This window comes from Haloferax sp. DFSO52 (assembly GCF_048158745.1).
In the GTDB taxonomy this organism is placed as follows: Archaea; Halobacteriota; Halobacteria; order Halobacteriales; family Haloferacaceae; genus Haloferax.
This window is the reverse complement of sequence record NZ_JBLOPB010000002.1, coordinates 1139813-1157644: the sequence shown is the minus strand read 5'-3', so window position 1 is coordinate 1157644 and position 17832 is coordinate 1139813. Positions and strand designations below refer to the sequence as shown.

Sequence of the window (17832 nt, the reverse complement as noted above, 5' to 3'; positions counted from 1 at the left end):
GAATATTTTATATGCCTCTACAAAATAGTTGAATATATGTCATTAAGTGAGTGGATTGATGTGAAGATTCGAGGCCCTGGTGCCGTTATCGTCGCAATAGTCGGCTTGTTTCTTTGGACATCGACAAAAGCACCGCAAGAACTGGCAGGCCTGTTAGTCGTTGCAGGTATCCTCCTTGGTGCATGGACTGTGGCAGACATCTCCGACGGCGGTCTAACTGACTAAGCTAACTCCGAACGTGAACGTTGGATGTGTCTACGGAGACTGCGGAGCGGTTCGTTCAGTCCACTGCACGCCAGAGGTAGAGGCTTGCATAACTCCGATACGGAGTCCATGCCTCGGCGCGTTCGGCCAACTCACCTCGTGAGAGCGCGTCCGCTTCGATGTCGAAGACGCGCTCCATCCCCCGCCGAATTCCAAGGTCTTCGACGGGGAACACGTCCTCGCGCGCGAGCACGAAGATGAGAAACATCTTGGCTGTCCAGACGCCGACACCCCGAATCTCGGTGAGTGCGTCGATTACCTCGCCGTCGTCCATCGCCCGTAACGATTCGGCTGACAATCCGTCCTGGAACGCTTCCGCGACGTTCCGGACGTAGCCGACTTTCTGTCCAGAGAGACCGCAGTCGCGGAGGACCGCTTCCTCTGCGGCGAGAATCCCCGCCGGGGTAACGTCGACTCGGTCGAAGATGCGGTCACGAATCGTCGCGGCGGCAGTCGTCGAGAGTTGCTGGTTGACGATCGAGACGACCAGTCGCTCGAACGGGTCGATCGCCGGGTCGAGTGTCAGTGGGCCGTGGTCTTCGACGACATCGCTGAGGTGCGGGTCGGTTCGGAGTGCGTGGTAGGCGTCGTCGCTCATCTATCCGTCATACGAGGGTCGGAGAGAAAAGTTCGGCGTCGATGAGAACGCTCCCGCGACGTCGACTGCAGATGTGTCCTATTCGAGGCGTTCTTCTTCTTCGTCGTCTTCGATTTCGGCCCGGTCGGAGTTCGCACGACGGCGAACGTCCACGCGGTAGTGTTCGAGGATGTCGCGGCCGAGGAGCAGCGGGTAATCCATGTGCGAACGGTCTTCGACGCTGGCGGTCACGGTGTGCTGGGTCCCACCGATACCGATGACGAGGTCGACGACAGGTCGCGCTTTTCCTCCTTTGACACTGCCGGACTTCACGCGCGTCATGCTCTTGATGGGGCCAGCACCGATTTCGGCGGCGAGACTCGTGTCGATGCTCGTCCGGGTCGCACCCGTGTCAGACTTTGCGAGCGTCTGCTGAGACCCGCTCGTCCCGTTGACGACCACTTCTTCGATGTAGCCGATGAGCGGTGCTTCGCCGTCGAAGATTGGCGACTCGGCTGGCGCACACGACGGGACAGAGTCGTCCAGCGTGGCGGCGAGTTCTTCGACGCGCGTCTCGTCGACTTCACCGCCGACGCGTTCGATTGCGAGTTTAGCGATGTACGGTGCTGGGCTCTTCCCCGTCGCCTTGTAGAGACCCTTGAACCCAGCCGTCGGGTTCGCTTCGAGGACGAACCAGCCTTCTTCGCCCTCGACGAGGTCCACACCGACGTAGTCCATCTCCATCACTTCGGCAGTGTAGAGGGCCGTCTCGCGGGCTTCTTCTGGCATCTCGTCCGTCGCGTTGAGCACGTCGCCACCGAGTGCGACGTTGGTCCGCCAGTCGCCTTCCGGCGCGTAGCGGTACATCGCGCCGATGATTTCGCCGTCGACGATGTAGACGCGAAGGTCACGGTGTCGTTCGTCGTCGCGGTCGATGAGTTTCTGGAGGAACGCCTGTCGGTTTCCGACCTTCGGGTTGACGGGTTCGGTCAGGTCGACCTTCCACGTCCCGCCGCCGTGGGTGCCGATTGCGGATTTGTACACGCCGACGTCGCCGAAGCGTTCTCGGCCTTTGTTCAGTCGGTCGTTCGAGAGCGCGAGCAGTGCATCGGGAACCAGAATGTTCCAGTTTGCGAGCGTCGCGGCCGTCGCGAACTTGTGAATCGCAGCGAGAACCGCGTTCGGTTCGTTGAGCATCGGACGGATGCGGTTGAACGTCGTCGCGAGGCCAAGCAGCTCTGCAGGCTCTTCGGTGTTCGAGAGGAGTAGCCGGTTCGCAATAATGTCCACCTCAGGTTCGACGTACACCTCGCCGTCTTCGATATTGACCGCGGCGTTCTCACGTCGGAGCCAGACGGGTTCGTGGCCAAGGTCCTCGACTGCGTTCAGTATCGCTTTTGTCTCCTTGCTGTTGTGGAGTGAAAGAACCCCAACTCGGACTTCATCGATTTCGTTGGTGGACATACTTCACTGAACTCAGTCGACTTTCAAAGGTATGACGGTCCAGACCAGTGTCTAGCGTCTAGTAGGTACAGGATTTGAGCGAATTTGGCCGGCGCGACCGTTTATAAGCCCGGGCCTCTATCCCCACACATGGCCGACAACGAGGCCTTCACCTACAACGGAGGGAAGGTCGAGCCGGGTGAATCTCAAGATATCCGGTACGGCATCTCGGAGACGTATCTCGGCGACCCGGTTCGCATCCCTGTCACGATAATCAACGGGGTGAGACCGGGGCCGACTGTCTTTCTCTCTGCTGCCGCCCACGGCGACGAACTGAACGGCATCGAAGTCGTCCGCGAGGTTGCCTACGAATGGGACCTCGACGACCTCGCCGGCACGCTCGTCTGTATGCCCGTGTTGAACGTTCCCGCGTTCCTCGCACAACAGCGCTACCTTCCAATCTACGACCGTGACCTGAACCGGTCGTTCCCAGGGTCAGAGACGTCGACGGGTGCAAAGCGGATGGCGTATCGTATCTATCAGAACTTCATCGCGCCCTGTGACTTCGGCATCGACTTCCACACGTCCACGCGCGGGCGGACGAACATGCTTCACGTCCGTGCCGACATGTCGGACCCCGAAGTGTCCCGCCTCGCGAACTCCTTCGGGTCACACGTCATCATCGACAGCACCGGAAGCGACGGGGTGCTCAGAACCGAAGCGTCCAACCGAGGAACGCCAGCGATAACCGTCGAGATGGGTGAAGCACACAGATTCCAGCGCGAACTCATCGACGAGGCACTCGCCGGCGTCGAGAGCGTCTTCGCAGAGTACGGCCTCCGTGAAACCTCGACGGTGAACTGGCCGGGGTGGCGAACCGTCATCTCCAAGAAGAACGAAAAGACGTGGCTCCGCGCAGACTCCGGTGGCATCGTCGATATGCACCACGACCGAGGTGCGCTCGTCCACGAAGGCGACCGCATCTGCACCATCACCAACCCGTTCAAAGACGACAACGTGACCGTCGTGGCCCCGTTCACCGGGCTCCTCGTCGGTGTCCTCGAAAACCCCGTTGTCTATCCGGGGAACCCACTTTGCCACCTCGTCGAACTGAAGGACAACGTCCGCCGCGTCGTCGAGCGAGAACAGTCCGCCTCACCAGAGACACCCGTCTGATTGAGGGGTCGTACGAACGATATTTCCGGTGTCCGGCGATTTTTGCGAACATTATGTTGCATCATACACGTAAGTTCTATACCCTCCCCGTCCCGACGCTCACAAGAGCATGAGTCAGTCTTACAATCGGGGCCTCATCGAGGACTTCAGTCGATGGCGGGAGTTCTCGGCCGGCATGTGGGCCTGGATATTCCACAAATTCACCGGCTGGGTGCTTGTGGGGTACTTGTTCACCCACATTGCCGTGTTGTCGACGGCCCTCTCGGGCGCGGCGACGTACACGAATACGATTCAGGCACTGGAGAGCCTCCTCGTCGTGCGTATCCTCGAAGTTGGGCTGCTCGCCGTGGCGGTGTTCCACATCCTCAACGGAGTTCGACTGCTGTTCGTCGACCTGGGCGTCGGGCTGGAAGCTCAGGACAAGAGCTTCTACGCGTCGCTTATCCTCACGGGTGTCATCGTCATTGCGAGTATTCCCACCTTCCTCTCAGGGGTGAGCATCTAATGGCAGAACGATACACGTCCTTCGAGCCAGGCGGACGCCGGTGGCTGTGGCAGCGCCTCACCGCCGCGTTCCTCGTCATCGTATTGGCATTCCACTTCTTCCTGCTTCACTTCCTCAACCACGCAGACGAAGTGACGTTCGCCCTCTCGCAGGCGCGAATGGAGCAGTTGACGTACTTCTCGCTGATGATTCTGTTCCTCATCACCGCGACGTTCCACGGCGTCAACGGCGTCTACAACGCCCTCGTCAATCAGGGCCTCTCGGGGTCCCGCAAGACGGCAGTGAAGGTGATTCTCGGTCTCGGTAGCCTCCTCGTCATCGTGCAGGGCGTCCGAACCGCACTCGCGTGGGCCGGAGGTGTTCCCATCTAACCATGAGTACGCAAGTTCCCGAACGAGTCGAAGACGAATCGTCCGCTGAGTCGGTCTCACCCGGCAAACAGAAGCGTGACCAGAAGAAGCGCGAACGCGCGGAACGTATTCAGGAACAGCGTGAGGCCGAAGCGGCCGACAAAGCGCGCTCCGACGACGATACGTACCATCTGAAGGTCTTCCGGTACGATCCCGAGATACCGGATAAACAGGAACCTCGCTTCGACGACTTCTACGTCCCGTACAAACAGGGGATGACCGTCCTCGACGCCCTGATGTGGGCGCGAGACCACTACGACTCGTCGTTGACCTTCCGGCACTCGTGCCGGCAGGCCATCTGTGGCTCCGACGCACTGTTCGTCAACGGGTCGCAGCGACTCGGCTGTAAGACGCAGCTGTCGGACCTCGCAGAACCCGTGCGTATCGAACCGCTCCCGCACGCCGACGTGGTCAAAGACCTCGTCGTCGACATGGAGCACTTCTACGACCAGATGGAAGCGGTCGAACCGTACTTCCAGACCAACTCGCTTCCCGACGGCGAACTCGACGAACAGCGTCAGACCCGGGAGAACCGCGAGAAGGTCAAGATGTCGACTCGCTGTATCTGGTGTAGCGCCTGTATGTCCTCGTGTAACATCGCGGCCGGCGACAACGAGTACCTCGGCCCGGCGGCCATCAACAAAGCCTACCGCTTTGCGATGGACGAACGCGAAGGCGAGGACATGAAGCAGCACCGTCTCGAGATCCTCGAACAAGAACACGGTGTCTGGCGGTGCCAGACGCAGTTCTCCTGTACTGAGGTGTGCCCGAAGGATATCCCGCTGACCGAGCACATCCAGGAACTCAAGCGCGAGGCGATCAAGAACAACCTGAAGTTCTGGTAAACTTCCCGGTGAAACCCTGAAGTCAGAACAACCCTACGACACACTCAAACACACACCATGTACGAACACGACGTTATCGTAGTCGGCGCGGGCGGGGCAGGCCTGCGTGCGGCGATTGCGGCAGACGAGGAAGGAGCCGACGTGGCCATCGTGTCGAAACTCCATCCGGTCCGAAGTCACACGGGCGCGGCCGAGGGTGGTATCAACGCCGCACTCCGCGAGGCCGACTCGTGGGAGGACCACGCGTACGACACGATGAAGGGCTCGGACTATCTGGCCGACGCACCGGCTGCCGAGACCCTCTGTAAGGACAGTCCGAAAGAGACCATCAACCTCGAACACTGGGGGATGGCGTTCTCCCGCGACGAGGACGGTCGCGTCAGTCAGCGACCGTTCGGCGGCCTCTCGTTCCCGCGAACGACCTACGCGGGTGCAGAGACCGGCCACCAGTTGCTCCACACGATGTACGAGCAACTCGTCAAGCGCGGCATCAAGGTCTACGACGAGTGGCACGTGACGCGACTCGCCGTCACCGACGAAGAGAAGCCTGAGGACCGCACCTGTTCAGGCATCGTCGCCATCGACGTTCAGACCGGTAAGGTCGAGGGCTTCCACGCCCGCAACGGCGTCATCATCGCGACTGGCGGCCTCGGACAGGCCTACGACCACACCACGAACGCTGTCTCCAACACCGGCGACGGCGTCGCGATGGCGTATCGCGCGGGCGTCCCCATGGAGGACATGGAGTTCATCCAGTTCCACCCGACGACCCTGCCTTCGACGGGCGTTCTCATCTCCGAGGGTGTCCGCGGTGAAGGTGGTATCCTCTACAACGAAGAGGGCGAGCGCTTCATGTTCGAGTACGGATACGCCAACAACGCGGGCGAACTCGCCTCTCGTGACGTTGTTTCACGCGCCGAGTTGACGGAGGTCAACGAGGGCCGTGGCATCGAAGACGAGTACGTCCACCTCGACATGCGCCACCTCGGCACGGAGCGCATCCTCGACCGTCTCGAGAACATCCTCCACCTCGCAGAGGACTTCGAAGGCGTCGACGGCCTCGTCGAACCGATGCCGGTCAAGCCCGGTCAGCACTACGCGATGGGCGGCATCGAGACAGACGAGAACGGCGAGACGTGTATCAGCGGTCTGTACGCGGCAGGCGAGTGTGCCTGTGCCTCCGTCCACGGCGGGAACCGACTCGGCGGCAACGCGCTCCCCGAACTCATCGTCTTCGGCAAGCGCGCCGGCCACCACGCCGCTGGCAAGGAGATGGACGACGCGAAGATTACGACCGGCAAAGTCGGCGACTACGAGGAAGCCGAAATCGAGTCACCGGTTCCACTCGGTGAATCGGGCCTCGGTGAAGACGTCGCCGCCGACGGAGGAGCGGCAACCGCCGCCTCCGGCAGCGACCTCGTCCAGCAAGTGGTCGACGAGGAACGCGAGACCATCGACACGTTGCTGGAGAAAGAAGACGGTATCCAGCACGCAGAGATTCGCGAGCGCGTCCAGAAGTCTATGACGCGCAACGTGAACGTCTTCCGTGAGAAGGAAGGTCTCAAGCAGGCGCTTCGCGACATCCGCGAAGCACGCGAACTGTATCTGGACGTCTTCGTGGCCGACAAGTCCCGGACGTTCAACACAGACCTCCTCCAGACGCTGGAGACGCGCAACATCCTCGACATCGCCGAAGGCATCACCCTCGGTGCACTCGCCCGCAACGAGTTCCGTGGTGCCCACTGGCGCAAAGAGTACCAGGAACGCCGTGACGAAGAGTGGCTCAAGCACACGCTCCTCTCGTGGAACGACGGCGAACCGGAACTCTGGTACAAGCCAGTCATCCTCGAAGGCGAGAACAAGACGTACGAGCCAAAGATTCGAAGCTACTAGGCTCGTCTCCTCGGCGACGAGCGACCGAACACTTCTTTCGAGTTTCCCCTCACAGCGCACTCGCGCCGACTCGTCGAACCGTCCACATTCCGGACAAAACCGAGCGACGACGACGAGTGACCCGACCAACGGCTATTTGCTCGGACAACCCGTATCTCCGCCCGGAAGGGTGGCTCAGTGGTAGAGCACACCGGCAGTGACCTGTGACGGTCGACGTCGGTGATTTGCAATGGCTTCGCGTGGTTCGACTCCCGCCCCTTCCAGTTCTCGGCGTGATTCGACTCGAAACCTCTCGGCGCGATTCAACTCGAAACCTCTCGATGCGACACGACTCGAAACCGGTTCGACCGGTCACAGTCCTCGATAGCTTGCTCACACCATCTTCGACGACAGTCGAAGTATGGGCCGTCAAAAGGCGTATATTGTCGCATGTATGTTCGTGACGAATTCAACGATTCTCTCAAATCTGAGTAGTTGACGGCCTCAGTCGCGCCATTTGAATTTCGACGATTGTTGTAAGAGAGTTTTATTATCGTCGAAGCACAGAGAACGACAACGACCATGCAACAGACGGTTCCAAAAATCGAGCTCCCCGGTGAGCTCGAATCCCCCTCGGCAAAGCTCGTGTATCTGTATCTCACAACACACGATGGTTCGTCCATCACCGAGCTGCAAGATGGCCTCGAAATGAAGAAAATCTCTCTCTACAGTATTCTCAGTACGCTCTGTAAGCGTGGGCTCGTTCGGCAAGAGGCCGAACGGTACCACCTCGTTCAGTGATTTCTCGGGGACCGAGCTTCTCGAACCTGTGCACCGTCGCGAACCATGTCCTCACAGTTTGGGCACACTCGCGGGTTATCCATCCCATCGGGCGTGAATACGCGAGCATACGCCGGTGTCACGAACGAGTCACAGTTCTGACATCGTGGCATGGTATCTAATATCCATAATGAATATCACATAAGTTTTCTCCCTACACGAGTGCGAGAAGTATGCCGATGGCGAGCAGCGCGAAGATGAGAAGCGTCGCCGCGAGCATGAACTTGTCCGTCGGGTTCATACCGAAGTGACGTTCTCAATCCAGATAAAATGCTGTCACGTGTCACAGCGTGACGTGCCCTGATTTTCTTCAGCGATAATGGCAGAGGTAGAACTAAATTCGAGTACTTCGAGCACTCCGTATCACACCCTAATGGAGTATGTGTATGCAGGCGCTGGATTGCTCGCCGGACTCCTCCTCGGAGCAATTGCTGTCGTAACTGCACTCACGTACACACCGTACGGTGCGTCGCTGTTCGACACTGCAATCACTGCGGTGACCGGCATCACCCTCCAACTGGGGAACCTGCTCTCGATATCGGCACTTACTGCGTTCGCGTTCGAGGCACTCGCAATCGGTGGAATTCAGTATCCAATCGTCGTTCCGGCGGCGTTCGCATACACGCTGACACACGTCACCGTCTACTACTCGTGTATCCGAATTACCGACCTGCAGTCAGAACCGCTCAACCCGGACATTATCATCCAGCATAATCCGTTTCGTGCACTCGTTCTCGGTGTTCCGGGGTCACTTCTTCTCATTCGAGTTCGGCCACCGTCCCGTCGGAACTGACGGGTCAGCTACCCAGTCGTCCACGTCTCACCACTGCGAGTGTTCTCGTCGTCCTGTTTGGTCTTCGCGGGCCTCTGTTCTTTTACGCTGGACACACCAAGTACGATGCGATGCGCGTTGCAGCCTTCACTGACTTGACCGGTCCGGACGGCGTCTCGATACTCGACCGACCAACCCCAGAACCGGGGCCGGAAGAGGCAGTCGTCGACGTGGAGGCGGCCTCGATAAACCGACACGACCTCTGGATTCTGGAGGGCGCAGACACGCGGTTCGACGACGACGACCTTCCGTTCGTCAGCGGCCTCGACCTCGCTGGCGAAGTTCGGTCCGTGGGCGACGGCGTGACTGCGGTCAGTCCTGGTGACCGCGTCGTCCTCTGTCCGAATCAGACCTGTGGCGCGTGTCGGTTCTGTTACGAAGGCCCCGAGAATCTCTGTGAATCGTTTTCGTTGTATCACGGCGGCCTCGCAGAAGCCGCTCTCGTCGACGCGCGTCGCCTCGTCAGGCTTCCCGAGAACGTTTCAATGACAGACGCCGCCGCCCTCCCTACGGCGTACATGACCGCGTACCACATGCTTCGCCGGGCCGACGTCGGACCGACGGACCTCGTCTTCGTCCCCGGTGCGACGGGTGGCGTTGGTGTCGCCAGCATCCAACTCGCCGGTGTTCTCGGCGCGGAGACCGTCGGCACGTCGTCCTCGCGCACGAAACTCGACAGAATGGAGGACCTCGGCCTCGACCACGCGATTCACTCGACTGACCCCGACGAAATCGAGAGCGCAGTTCGAGCTATCGGAACCCCGGATGCCGTGTTGAATCATCTCGGCGGTGACTACACACAACTCGGCCTCGGCGTACTTCGCCGCGGTGGGCGGATGGTCGTCTGCGGTGGGACCGCTGGACGATATTCTGAGGTGGACATCCCCGGCTTGTTCCTCAAACACAAGCAACTCATCGGGAGTACGATGGGCACGCAACTGGACCTCGAAACCCTCGTGAAGCTCGTCGCCGACGGCTCACTGGTCCCCGAAATCGACGAGACGTACCCCCTCGAAGCGACTGCCGCCGCCTTCGAAGCCATGCAGAACCGCGAGAGCGTCGGAAAACTCGTCGTCACCACCTCTCACTCGTAGACGTATCCTTCTGTCAGCTCTCTTCGTCGCACTACTCCGCAGCAGAAAGCTAGGAGTGGGATTTGAACCTCAGTCGCTCACTGTGCTCGCTCCTTGATTCAAATCCCACGCTCCGCGTTCTCTTCGTCGCGCTGCTCCGCAGAAGAAAGCTAGGAGTGGGATTTGAACCCACGAAGTCTCGATTACAAGTCGAGTGCATGAACCGCCCATGCTCCCCTAGCGCAAGTTCGGATTATCGGTCCTCCTTTGAGTGTGTATCGTTTTGTATCGATTTCTCCAGTTCGATTCGGTGCGGACGATACCCGTGCCGTCGGTAGAATTTCCGGCCGGATTCGTTGTCTGCCATGACCTCGAGACCGACGACGTCGGCCCCGGCCTCGTGGAGTCGTTCCTCGGCGGCCGAGAGCAAGCGACTCCCGACTCCCTCGCCGCGTCTCTCCGAGACGACGAACAGGTTGCTGATGGTGCCACGCGTCACGTCCTGGTCGTACCTCCCGGAGCCGACTTCAAACATGACGAATCCGTGGATGTCGTCGCTCTCGTCGCGCGCGACGAGCACACCGTCGAACGCGACGTGCTGAGCGAGCGATTCGCGAACCTGCTTCCGATTCGTGTCCGCGAAGAGATGTGACCCAAACGCTCGCTGTCCGTGAGCCAGTTCGACCCACATGTCTGCCAGCACGTCGAGGTCGGATATCTCGGCGACCGTCACCTGCATACCGGTACTATCGCCTCCGAGAGTGTTTTTAAGTATCGCCTACGCTGTATTTCCCCGCCCAATCGAGACCCCGCAGGTAGTCTGCCTCGCTATTCGCCCGCCAATCGCATAAGAAAGATTTATGTCTGTTAATCGGCCCCTCATACCATGAGGATAGTTATCAATGGGTATCGCCGAAACCTACTCCCGTGGGAGGTCCTTTGCCATCGAGCGTCCGTTCGCGCTCGTACTGGGAGTCATCGCAGCAGTACTGCTCGGTGACCTCCTCCTCGGGTTAGCAACCGGTCAGACGAAGATTGCCGATATCGGCACGCTCGTCTGGGACGGCCTGATGCGTGGCCTCGTAATTGGCCTCGCTGGTATCGGGTTGTCGATGACGTACAGTATTTTGAACTTCGCGAATTTCGCACACGGTGACTACATCACGGCCGGTGCGTTCTCTGGGTGGGCGACGACGTATCTCATCGCCGGCCTCGGACGCGCAGACATCGGTGCTCTGCTCCTCGTCGGTGCGGGTGGTTCCGTCTACGGGGGGTCGCTCGGTCTCGGGATGTTGTCGACACCGTTAGCAGTCGTCGCAGGCATCATCGTCGCCGGCTCGTTCGCGATCGCGCTGGCGCTCGGTGTGGACCGTTTCATCTTCAAACCGGTGCGTAACGAAGACGGAATCACGCTTCTCATCACGAGTATCGGTGTCGCGTTCGCACTCCGCTACCTGATGCAGTTCGTCTTCGGGTCGGACGTTCGCGGCACAACGTCACAGCCACCGTCGGTTGGGCTCTACCTTCTCGACGGGACTGTGTTCATCAACGCACACGACATCACCCTTCTCATCGTCGCCTCTGGGCTGATGATTGGCGTCCACCTGCTCTTACAGCGGACGAAACTCGGGAAGGCGATGCGTGCGATGGCCGACAACAAGGACCTCGCACTCATCACCGGGATTCCAACCGAACGCGTCGTTCGCTCGACGTGGATTATCGGCGGGGGCCTCACCGGCATCGCCGGCTACATGTTCGTCCTCTGGAAAGGAACGCTCGGCTTCAACGACGGGTGGCTCTTGCTGCTGCTCATCTTCGCAGCGGTCATCCTCGGCGGGATTGGCTCCATCTACGGTGCAATCACTGGTGGACTCGTCATCGGGCTTACTGCCTCGATGTCGGTCCTGTGGATTCCCTCGGCCTTCGCTCGCGCCGCGGCTTTCGTCGTGATGATCGTCATCCTGCTCGTGAAACCGTCTGGTCTCTTTAGCGGGAGGTCGACTGCATGAGCGTTCGAGAAGACGTCGCTGCTCGCGTTCCGGGCGGCGACACGGGACTTATCGTCTTGGTCATCGCATCCGCGTACCTGCTGTACCTTCTCGCGGGTGTCGTACTCGGATACGACCTGCGTGGCCAACTCAACTCCATCGCGACGCTGACGTTCTACATCGGCGTCTTCGCGATGCTGTCGCTCGCGCTCAACCTCCACTGGGGGTACACGGGGCTGTTCAACATCGGTATCGTCGGCTTCATGGCCGTCGGTGTGTACGTGATGGCCCTCGTCTCGAAACCACTGTACGTCGCTGGCGGTGCCGCTCAGGTTGGGGGACTCGGCCTCCCGCTGTGGGTCGGCATTCTCGCTGGGATGCTCGCTGCGGCCATCCTCGGACTGGTGGTCGCCTTACCGGCGCTGCGGTTGCGGGCGGACTACCTCGCCATCGTGACGATTGCGATGTCAGAAATCGTCCGGTTCAGCTTCCTCTCCGGTGACCTTCAGGCGTTCTCGCTCATGGGGACGAGAGTCGGATTCGGTGGCGGGTCGGGGCTCATCCTCGACTTCACGCCGCCACTTCAGGCACTGTTGCAGGCGATTGGGCTCTGGGGTGTCTACAATGGCGTCGTCGACGCCTTCAGAGTGATTGTCCCGACGAACCCCAAACCGGTCGTCGATGGACTCGTCTACGGAGTGTTGCTCCTCGGCTTCGTCGTCGTCTACTACTGGCTACTCAAGCGAACCGGTGAGTCGCCGTTCGGCCGCGTGCTGAAGGCGATTCGAGAGGACGAAGACGTGGCAAACGCGCTCGGAAAGAACACTGACGGCTTCAAAATCAAGTCGTTCATGCTCGGCTGTGCCCTGATGGGCCTCGCCGGCATCCTCTGGCTCATGCCGCAGGGTGCTGTGACGCCGAACTTCTTCCGGCCGCGCGTGACGTTCTTCATCTGGATTGCCCTCATCATCGGTGGTGCAGGGTCGAACACCGGCAGCGTCCTCGGTGGCGCAGTGTTCGCAACAGTTCTCTATCAGGGGCCGCGCTACTTCCAGAACCTCGTGGGTACCGTCTTCCCCAACCTCGACTCACCTCCTGGGTTCGGACAGGCGATTTCGCCGCTCATCAGTTCGTTCGACCCCGTGCCGTTCTTGCTCTACACGGTCGACAGCATCCGGCAACTCCAACTCGTGGTGATGGGGCTGGTGCTCATCTGGCTGATGCACAACCGGCCAGAAGGGCTCCTCGGTCACCGTAAAGAGACTGCCTCCGTCATCTCGCTGAACCGTCCGAAGTCGATGACTGCGGCCGACGGCGGCACCGACGAAGCGATTCGTACCGACGGTGGTATCGAAGGAGGTGAAGACGATGAGTGATGCGTCGACTCCGCCTGTCGACGAAGTCGCAAACAAGCCCGACGACGGGGCACTTGGTGCGTTCGCATCCGGTGTCGACACCTCAGAACAGTTCCCACTGAAGGTCGAAGGACTGCGGAAGTCTTTCGGTGGCATTACCGCTGTCGACGGCGCCTCGTTCGAAGTGGAAGCCGGAACGCTCACGGGCCTCATCGGTCCGAACGGTGCCGGCAAGTCCACGACGTTCAACCTCATCACGGGGATGCTCAAACCCGACGCTGGGACTGTCATCTTCAACGGCGAGGACATCACGGGCCTCGAACCCCACGAGATCGCGAACCGTGGGATGGTCCGGACGTTCCAGATTGCTCGGGAACTGAGCGAGATGACCGTCCTCGAGAACATGATGCTCGCACCGAAGCACCAGAAAGGTGAGGCGCTGTGGCGCTCGGTCACGCCGGGCGTCCGCGACGACGTTCGCGAGCAAGAAGAGGAACTCCTCGAACGTGTCTGGGAAGTCCTCGACTTCTTCGACATCGACCACATCGCCCACGAGTACGCTGGCAACCTCTCTGGCGGGCAGCGGAAACTGCTGGAGATGGCTCGGGCACTCCTCACGGACCCCGACATGCTGCTCCTCGACGAACCGTTCGCCGGGGTCAACCCGACGCTCGAAAAGAAGCTACTCGAACACGTCCACGAACTTCGCGAACAGGGCTACACGTTCCTGCTCGTCGAACACGACATGGATCTCATCATGAACAACTGTGAACACGTCATCGTGCTCCACCAAGGGAAGGTCCTCACGGAGGGCACGCCCGACGACATCCGGAGCAACGAAGAAGTCATCGAGGCCTACCTCGGAGGCAACGTATGAGCGTCGACGCGAACACGAGCGCCACGAGCGGTGGCGGTGTCGAAGACCGCAGCGACTGGTTGCTGCGCGTCCGCAACCTCGACGCCGGGTACGGCGACCTGCAGATTCTCACCGACGTGGACATGGACGTGTACGACGGTGAGTACGTCACCATCGTCGGTCCGAACGGTGCCGGCAAGTCGACGACGATGAAGTCCGTCTTCGGACTGACCGCCCACATGGGTGGGACGATTCAGTTCAAAGACGAGGACATCACCGGCAGCCGACCCGAAGATATCATCCACGTCGGCATCGGGTACGTCCCACAGAACGACAACATCTTCCCGGCGCTGACGGTCGAAGAGAACCTCGAGATGGGTGCGTACATCCTCGACGAGGTGCCACAGGATGCGATTCGAGCGGTCTACGACCGATTCCCCATCCTCGAAGAACGCAAGGACCAGAAGGCAGGGACCATGTCCGGCGGGCAACAGCAGATGCTCGCGATGGGCCGGGCCCTCATGCTCGACCCCGACTTGCTCCTCCTCGACGAGCCGTCGGCGGGGCTGGCACCTGACCTCGTTCAGGAGATGTTCGACAAAATCGACGAAATCAACGAGGCAGGCACGGCTATCCTGATGGTCGAACAGAACGCCAAAGAGGCGCTTCGACGCTGTGACCGCGGCTACGTCCTCGCAAACGGGCAGAACCGCTACATGGACCGCGGGGCTGCGCTCCTCGAAGACGAACAGGTTCGTCAGGACTTCCTCGGCGGGTAACGACACCCGACCGGTACGATTTTTGGACCTCGTCTAGCCGACTACCGGTGGGTGTATCTCGACACCGACCGACGTGTCCACCGAAGACGACACCGACACGTCAACCGACGGGATGCCACGTTCCCTGACCATCTGCTCGGAACCCTGTTCGCGGCGACGTCGACGTGTCCCAGACGAGAGCGTTCACGGTGTGGGCGAACGGCGCGTGACCGTGCCACTCGCCGCCGTCGCGTGGGTCACCGTCGTTCGTCGCCTGACCGTTCACGACGGTTCGAACGCCTCGGTCTTCGACGTCGGCGACGACGTTGCTCAGGACGTTCTCCGTCGCGTTCGACCCCACGTGGAGCGTCGAGTCTCGTGCGTTGACGCCCGTGACCACGTGTCGGTTGCCGCGGATGTGCATCACTGTGTCCGTATCCTGCGCGGCGACGTTGTTCCACGTCGAGGCGTGTCCATCGGTCAGGATGCCGGTTTCGACGCGCTGGAACGCGAGATTCGAGTAATTGTTGTTCGTCGCGTTCCCTCGTTCGTGGACGCCGAGGCCTGACTCCTTGTTGTACACGTTGCTCACCGAACAGCTCTCGCTTCTGACCTCGAGACCGGGTGTGTTTTGATAGAGTGAGAGGCCGGTGACCTGACTCCAATCCGTGTTCAACCGGAACCCACCGTCACCGTTCTGGATGATGTGCAGGTTCGATACCTTGGCACGGGTGCCGCCATCGAAGACGATGCCCCATCCATCGTTGTTCTCGACCCACGAGTTGTGGAGCCGCACCCCGTCCGCAGACCGTTCGACGTGGATGCCGTCGTCGTAGCCGTAGCGGACGATGAGGTTCTCGAACAGGAGGTCGATTATCAGCCCTGTCGAGTGGATGAGGTTCCCCTTCGACGCTCGTTCGTGGCTGTTCTTTCCGCCGTAGACGGCCATCTTCGAGACGCCACCGAAGTTTCCGAATTCGTCTTCCCGGCCGTCGTCGAAGCGGATGAAGTCGCCGTCGGTCGGTTGCTTCACGAGTGCGGTGTTGCGGACGCCGGCCCCTCGAAAGTAGTACGAGTTGTCGTTGTAATCGACACGGTCTGGCGTCTGCAACTGGTCTGTGGTGTACGTCGCGGTTCCGAAGACGAGTTCCCCCGGTTCTTCGAGCGCCGCCTCGGCGTCGAGGACCAGTGGGTCGTCGTCGTGGCTCTCGACGAACCGGTCTGCGAGACGAGTTCCGAGTGGGGTGTGGAACTCCGACGGTGACCGACCGTCCGTCTGCTCTTCCGGCGTCTGTGCGTCGGTGGTCGTCCCACCGTCTGTTCTCGTCTCCGATTCCCGCTCTTCGGTGTCTGGACGCAACGAACTGCATCCTGCCAGCGCTGCGACACTGGCGACGGTTCCACTCCGGACCAGATCGCGCCGATTGATTCGGTCGTCCATCGTGACAATCTGATGTCTTGTCAATCATATGCCTTGTGTTAGTGTGGTTTTTCAGACATTATCTGCGGCGGGTCGAACGTCACCGAATACGGACGTCGCTATCGACACCCGGCACTGCCGCTCACCCTGCGGCGTCGAAAGAAAAGTCGGGATTGGTTCGTCGCTTAGTTGTCCGGTCCAGAGAGCGCCGTCTCGATGACGGAGGAGTACGAGGACTCCCCGATGTTGAAGGCGACCTGGTGGTAGACTTCGCCGCCGAACTCGTCTGCGAAGACGTTGCTGAAGCGCTCGGACAGCTGCTGACCGTAGTCGTTGTTGACGTACAACGTCGAGACGGTGTCCGTTTCGAGGCGGTCAGACATGACCTGCGCCATGACGCGCCCCTGCAGGAAGTCAGACGGTGCAGTCCGGAAGATGAAGTCGTTGTCGTCGAGGTCGGAGACGGACAGTGCCGTCGAGGACGGCGAACAGCCGACGATTTCGTTCGGGATGAACGCCTGCTGTGAGACAGGGACGTTCACACCGGACGACGCCGAACCACACACAGACGGCACGCCTGCGGAGACGAGCGACTGTGCGGCGGCGACACCAGCGTCCGGGGACGTCTGCGTGTCTTCGATTTCGGCGGTGACGCTGAGCCCTGCTGGGTTCGCATCGTTGACCTGCTTCACCGGAATCTGTGCTGCCTGAATCATCGGCTGACCAACTGCTGCGAGGTCACCGGTTTCGGGCAGGAGGATACCGACGGTCATGTCGCGGTCGGTTCCGCCGGGGCCGCTGTCCGCGGACGGGCCTGCGCCGCCGGGGTTTTCGCCCTGGAAACTCTGCTTGTCGACGTCCGTCGTGCTGTCGTTCGCTGCGTCGAACTCCCAGATGGCGTAGGCTGCCTCTGCCGGGTCACCCTTCTCGTCGAAGTTGACCGAGGAAGACGCACCCTGGTAGTCGATGTCTTCGCCGTTTGCGGCCGCTTCGATACCTTCGACGAGGTTGCTTGGGCCGACAGTCATGCCGCCGGGGTTGGCCATCCGGCGCATCTGGTCTCTGATAGCCGGGCCGGAGTTTTCACCGGCAGCGGCGTTCGATAGCAGTTGGATTGCGACGGAGTCGTAACACTGTGACGTGAAGACACCGGGTGCAGCGCCGTATTCGTCTTCGAACAGTTGGTTGAACGTCGATTGGTTCGGACCGCCTGCCGCCGGTGCCGTCCCGGTGACGTTCTCCATGTCGTTACCGACCTGCCCGGGCATCGACCCGGAGCGCAGTCCGTCAGGAACGAGAATTGGCTCGCTCCCGTCGGAGGCGCTGTAGTAGTCACGGAATAGTTGGATACCACTCTCGGGGTACCCGATGACGACCAGTCCGTCAGGTCCAGCGGAGCCGCCTCCGCCACCGATACATCCAGATAGTCCAGTCAAGCCTGCCGCGCCCGCGGCTCCCACTCCCTTGAGGAAGTCGCGGCGTACGATATCACGTACCATGTGTGAGCCAATAGCAACTACTGCTTATAAAATTTACTCCATGTGTTTTTGAAACCGCCAAAATTGCGCTGGACGGCGGTGCGAGAGACATCCGAGTGCCATCATCCACCATCGTGTAT

Annotated in this window: 17 protein-coding genes and 2 tRNA genes; 13 read left to right on the top strand and 6 right to left on the bottom strand. The window is 60.4% G+C overall.

Annotated elements, in window-relative coordinates; translation table 11 throughout:
* Window positions 1-280 precede the first annotated feature (280 nt).
* Both ACK3SC_RS15520 and ACK3SC_RS15515 read right to left on the bottom strand, forming a co-directional pair.
* Entirely contained in the window at window positions 281-862 is a 582-nt protein-coding gene (locus tag ACK3SC_RS15520; RefSeq protein ID WP_416841104.1) for a DNA-3-methyladenine glycosylase family protein, read from the bottom strand.
* A gap of 78 nt (window positions 863-940) precedes the next feature.
* The gene (locus ACK3SC_RS15515) at window positions 941-2305 is read right to left on the bottom strand and encodes a RimK/LysX family protein (RefSeq protein WP_416841103.1); all 1365 of its coding nucleotides are present in this window, start codon (window positions 2303-2305) and stop codon (window positions 941-943) included.
* Window positions 2306-2434: 129 nt separating this feature from the next.
* Here ACK3SC_RS15515 and ACK3SC_RS15510 point away from each other — a divergent pair, with 129 nt between their 5' ends.
* The 9 genes from ACK3SC_RS15510 (at window position 2435) to ACK3SC_RS15470 (ending at window position 9858) form a co-directional block, all read left to right on the top strand.
* Entirely contained in the window at window positions 2435-3460 is a 1026-nt protein-coding gene (locus ACK3SC_RS15510; protein ID WP_416841102.1) for a succinylglutamate desuccinylase/aspartoacylase family protein, read from the top strand.
* 109 nt (window positions 3461-3569) lie between these two features.
* A complete protein-coding gene (gene sdhC, locus ACK3SC_RS15505; protein ID WP_416841101.1) occupies window positions 3570-3965 on the top strand; it encodes a succinate dehydrogenase, cytochrome b556 subunit in 396 nt (131 codons plus the stop codon).
* A complete protein-coding gene (locus ACK3SC_RS15500) occupies window positions 3965-4336 on the top strand; it encodes a succinate dehydrogenase (protein ID WP_416841100.1) in 372 nt (123 codons plus the stop codon). The genes sdhC and ACK3SC_RS15500 overlap by 1 nt, the downstream gene beginning before the upstream one ends.
* Before the next feature lie 2 nt (window positions 4337-4338).
* Window positions 4339-5220 carry a succinate dehydrogenase/fumarate reductase iron-sulfur subunit gene (locus tag ACK3SC_RS15495; protein ID WP_416841099.1) on the top strand — a complete coding sequence of 294 codons (882 nt, stop codon included), beginning with the start codon at window positions 4339-4341 and terminating at the stop codon, window positions 5218-5220.
* A 57-nt stretch (window positions 5221-5277) separates the two neighbouring features.
* Complete coding sequence (locus tag ACK3SC_RS15490; protein WP_416841098.1) at window positions 5278-7113, top strand: FAD-binding protein; 1836 nt, start codon at window positions 5278-5280, stop codon at window positions 7111-7113.
* 163 nt (window positions 7114-7276) lie between these two features.
* Window positions 7277-7376, top strand: a tRNA-OTHER gene (locus ACK3SC_RS15485).
* A 298-nt stretch (window positions 7377-7674) separates the two neighbouring features.
* Window positions 7675-7893: a helix-turn-helix domain-containing protein gene (locus tag ACK3SC_RS15480; RefSeq protein WP_416841097.1), complete on the top strand. Its 219-nt coding sequence runs from the start codon at window positions 7675-7677 to the stop codon at window positions 7891-7893.
* Window positions 7894-8305: 412 nt separating this feature from the next.
* Entirely contained in the window at window positions 8306-8725 is a 420-nt protein-coding gene (locus tag ACK3SC_RS15475; RefSeq protein WP_416841096.1) for a hypothetical protein, read from the top strand.
* A gap of 110 nt (window positions 8726-8835) precedes the next feature.
* A complete protein-coding gene (locus tag ACK3SC_RS15470; protein WP_416841095.1) occupies window positions 8836-9858 on the top strand; it encodes an alcohol dehydrogenase catalytic domain-containing protein in 1023 nt (340 codons plus the stop codon).
* A gap of 147 nt (window positions 9859-10005) precedes the next feature.
* On the opposite strand, the gene ACK3SC_RS15465 is transcribed toward ACK3SC_RS15470, so the two are convergent.
* Together ACK3SC_RS15465 and ACK3SC_RS15460 are read right to left on the bottom strand one after the other, a co-directional pair.
* Window positions 10006-10079, bottom strand: a tRNA-Thr gene (locus tag ACK3SC_RS15465).
* 11 nt (window positions 10080-10090) lie between these two features.
* Window positions 10091-10576, bottom strand: coding sequence for a GNAT family N-acetyltransferase (locus tag ACK3SC_RS15460; protein ID WP_416841094.1), 486 nt, complete (start codon window positions 10574-10576; stop codon window positions 10091-10093).
* A 331-nt stretch (window positions 10577-10907) separates the two neighbouring features.
* Between ACK3SC_RS15460 and ACK3SC_RS15455 the strand changes: the two genes are divergently transcribed.
* From ACK3SC_RS15455 to ACK3SC_RS15440, 4 genes are read left to right on the top strand one after another with little or no spacing between them, the layout of a single operon-like run.
* On the top strand, window positions 10908-11846 hold the full coding sequence (locus ACK3SC_RS15455) for a branched-chain amino acid ABC transporter permease (protein ID WP_416841240.1): 939 nt from the start codon (window positions 10908-10910) through the stop codon (window positions 11844-11846).
* Entirely contained in the window at window positions 11843-13201 is a 1359-nt protein-coding gene (locus ACK3SC_RS15450; RefSeq protein WP_416841093.1) for a branched-chain amino acid ABC transporter permease, read from the top strand. The genes ACK3SC_RS15455 and ACK3SC_RS15450 overlap by 4 nt, the downstream gene beginning before the upstream one ends.
* Entirely contained in the window at window positions 13194-14057 is an 864-nt protein-coding gene (locus ACK3SC_RS15445; RefSeq protein WP_416841092.1) for an ABC transporter ATP-binding protein, read from the top strand. Before ACK3SC_RS15450 ends, ACK3SC_RS15445 begins: the two co-directional genes overlap by 8 nt.
* Window positions 14054-14815 (top strand): ABC transporter ATP-binding protein, encoded by a 762-nt coding sequence (locus ACK3SC_RS15440; RefSeq protein ID WP_416841091.1) that lies wholly within the window; start codon window positions 14054-14056, stop codon window positions 14813-14815. Before ACK3SC_RS15445 ends, ACK3SC_RS15440 begins: the two co-directional genes overlap by 4 nt.
* A gap of 100 nt (window positions 14816-14915) precedes the next feature.
* Here the strand turns inward: ACK3SC_RS15440 and ACK3SC_RS15435 are convergent, their stop codons facing one another.
* Entirely contained in the window at window positions 14916-16235 is a 1320-nt protein-coding gene (locus tag ACK3SC_RS15435) for a right-handed parallel beta-helix repeat-containing protein (protein WP_416841090.1), read from the bottom strand.
* 164 nt (window positions 16236-16399) lie between these two features.
* A complete protein-coding gene (locus tag ACK3SC_RS15430; protein ID WP_416841089.1) occupies window positions 16400-17713 on the bottom strand; it encodes an ABC transporter substrate-binding protein in 1314 nt (437 codons plus the stop codon).
* Between the last annotated feature and the right edge of the window lie 119 nt (window positions 17714-17832).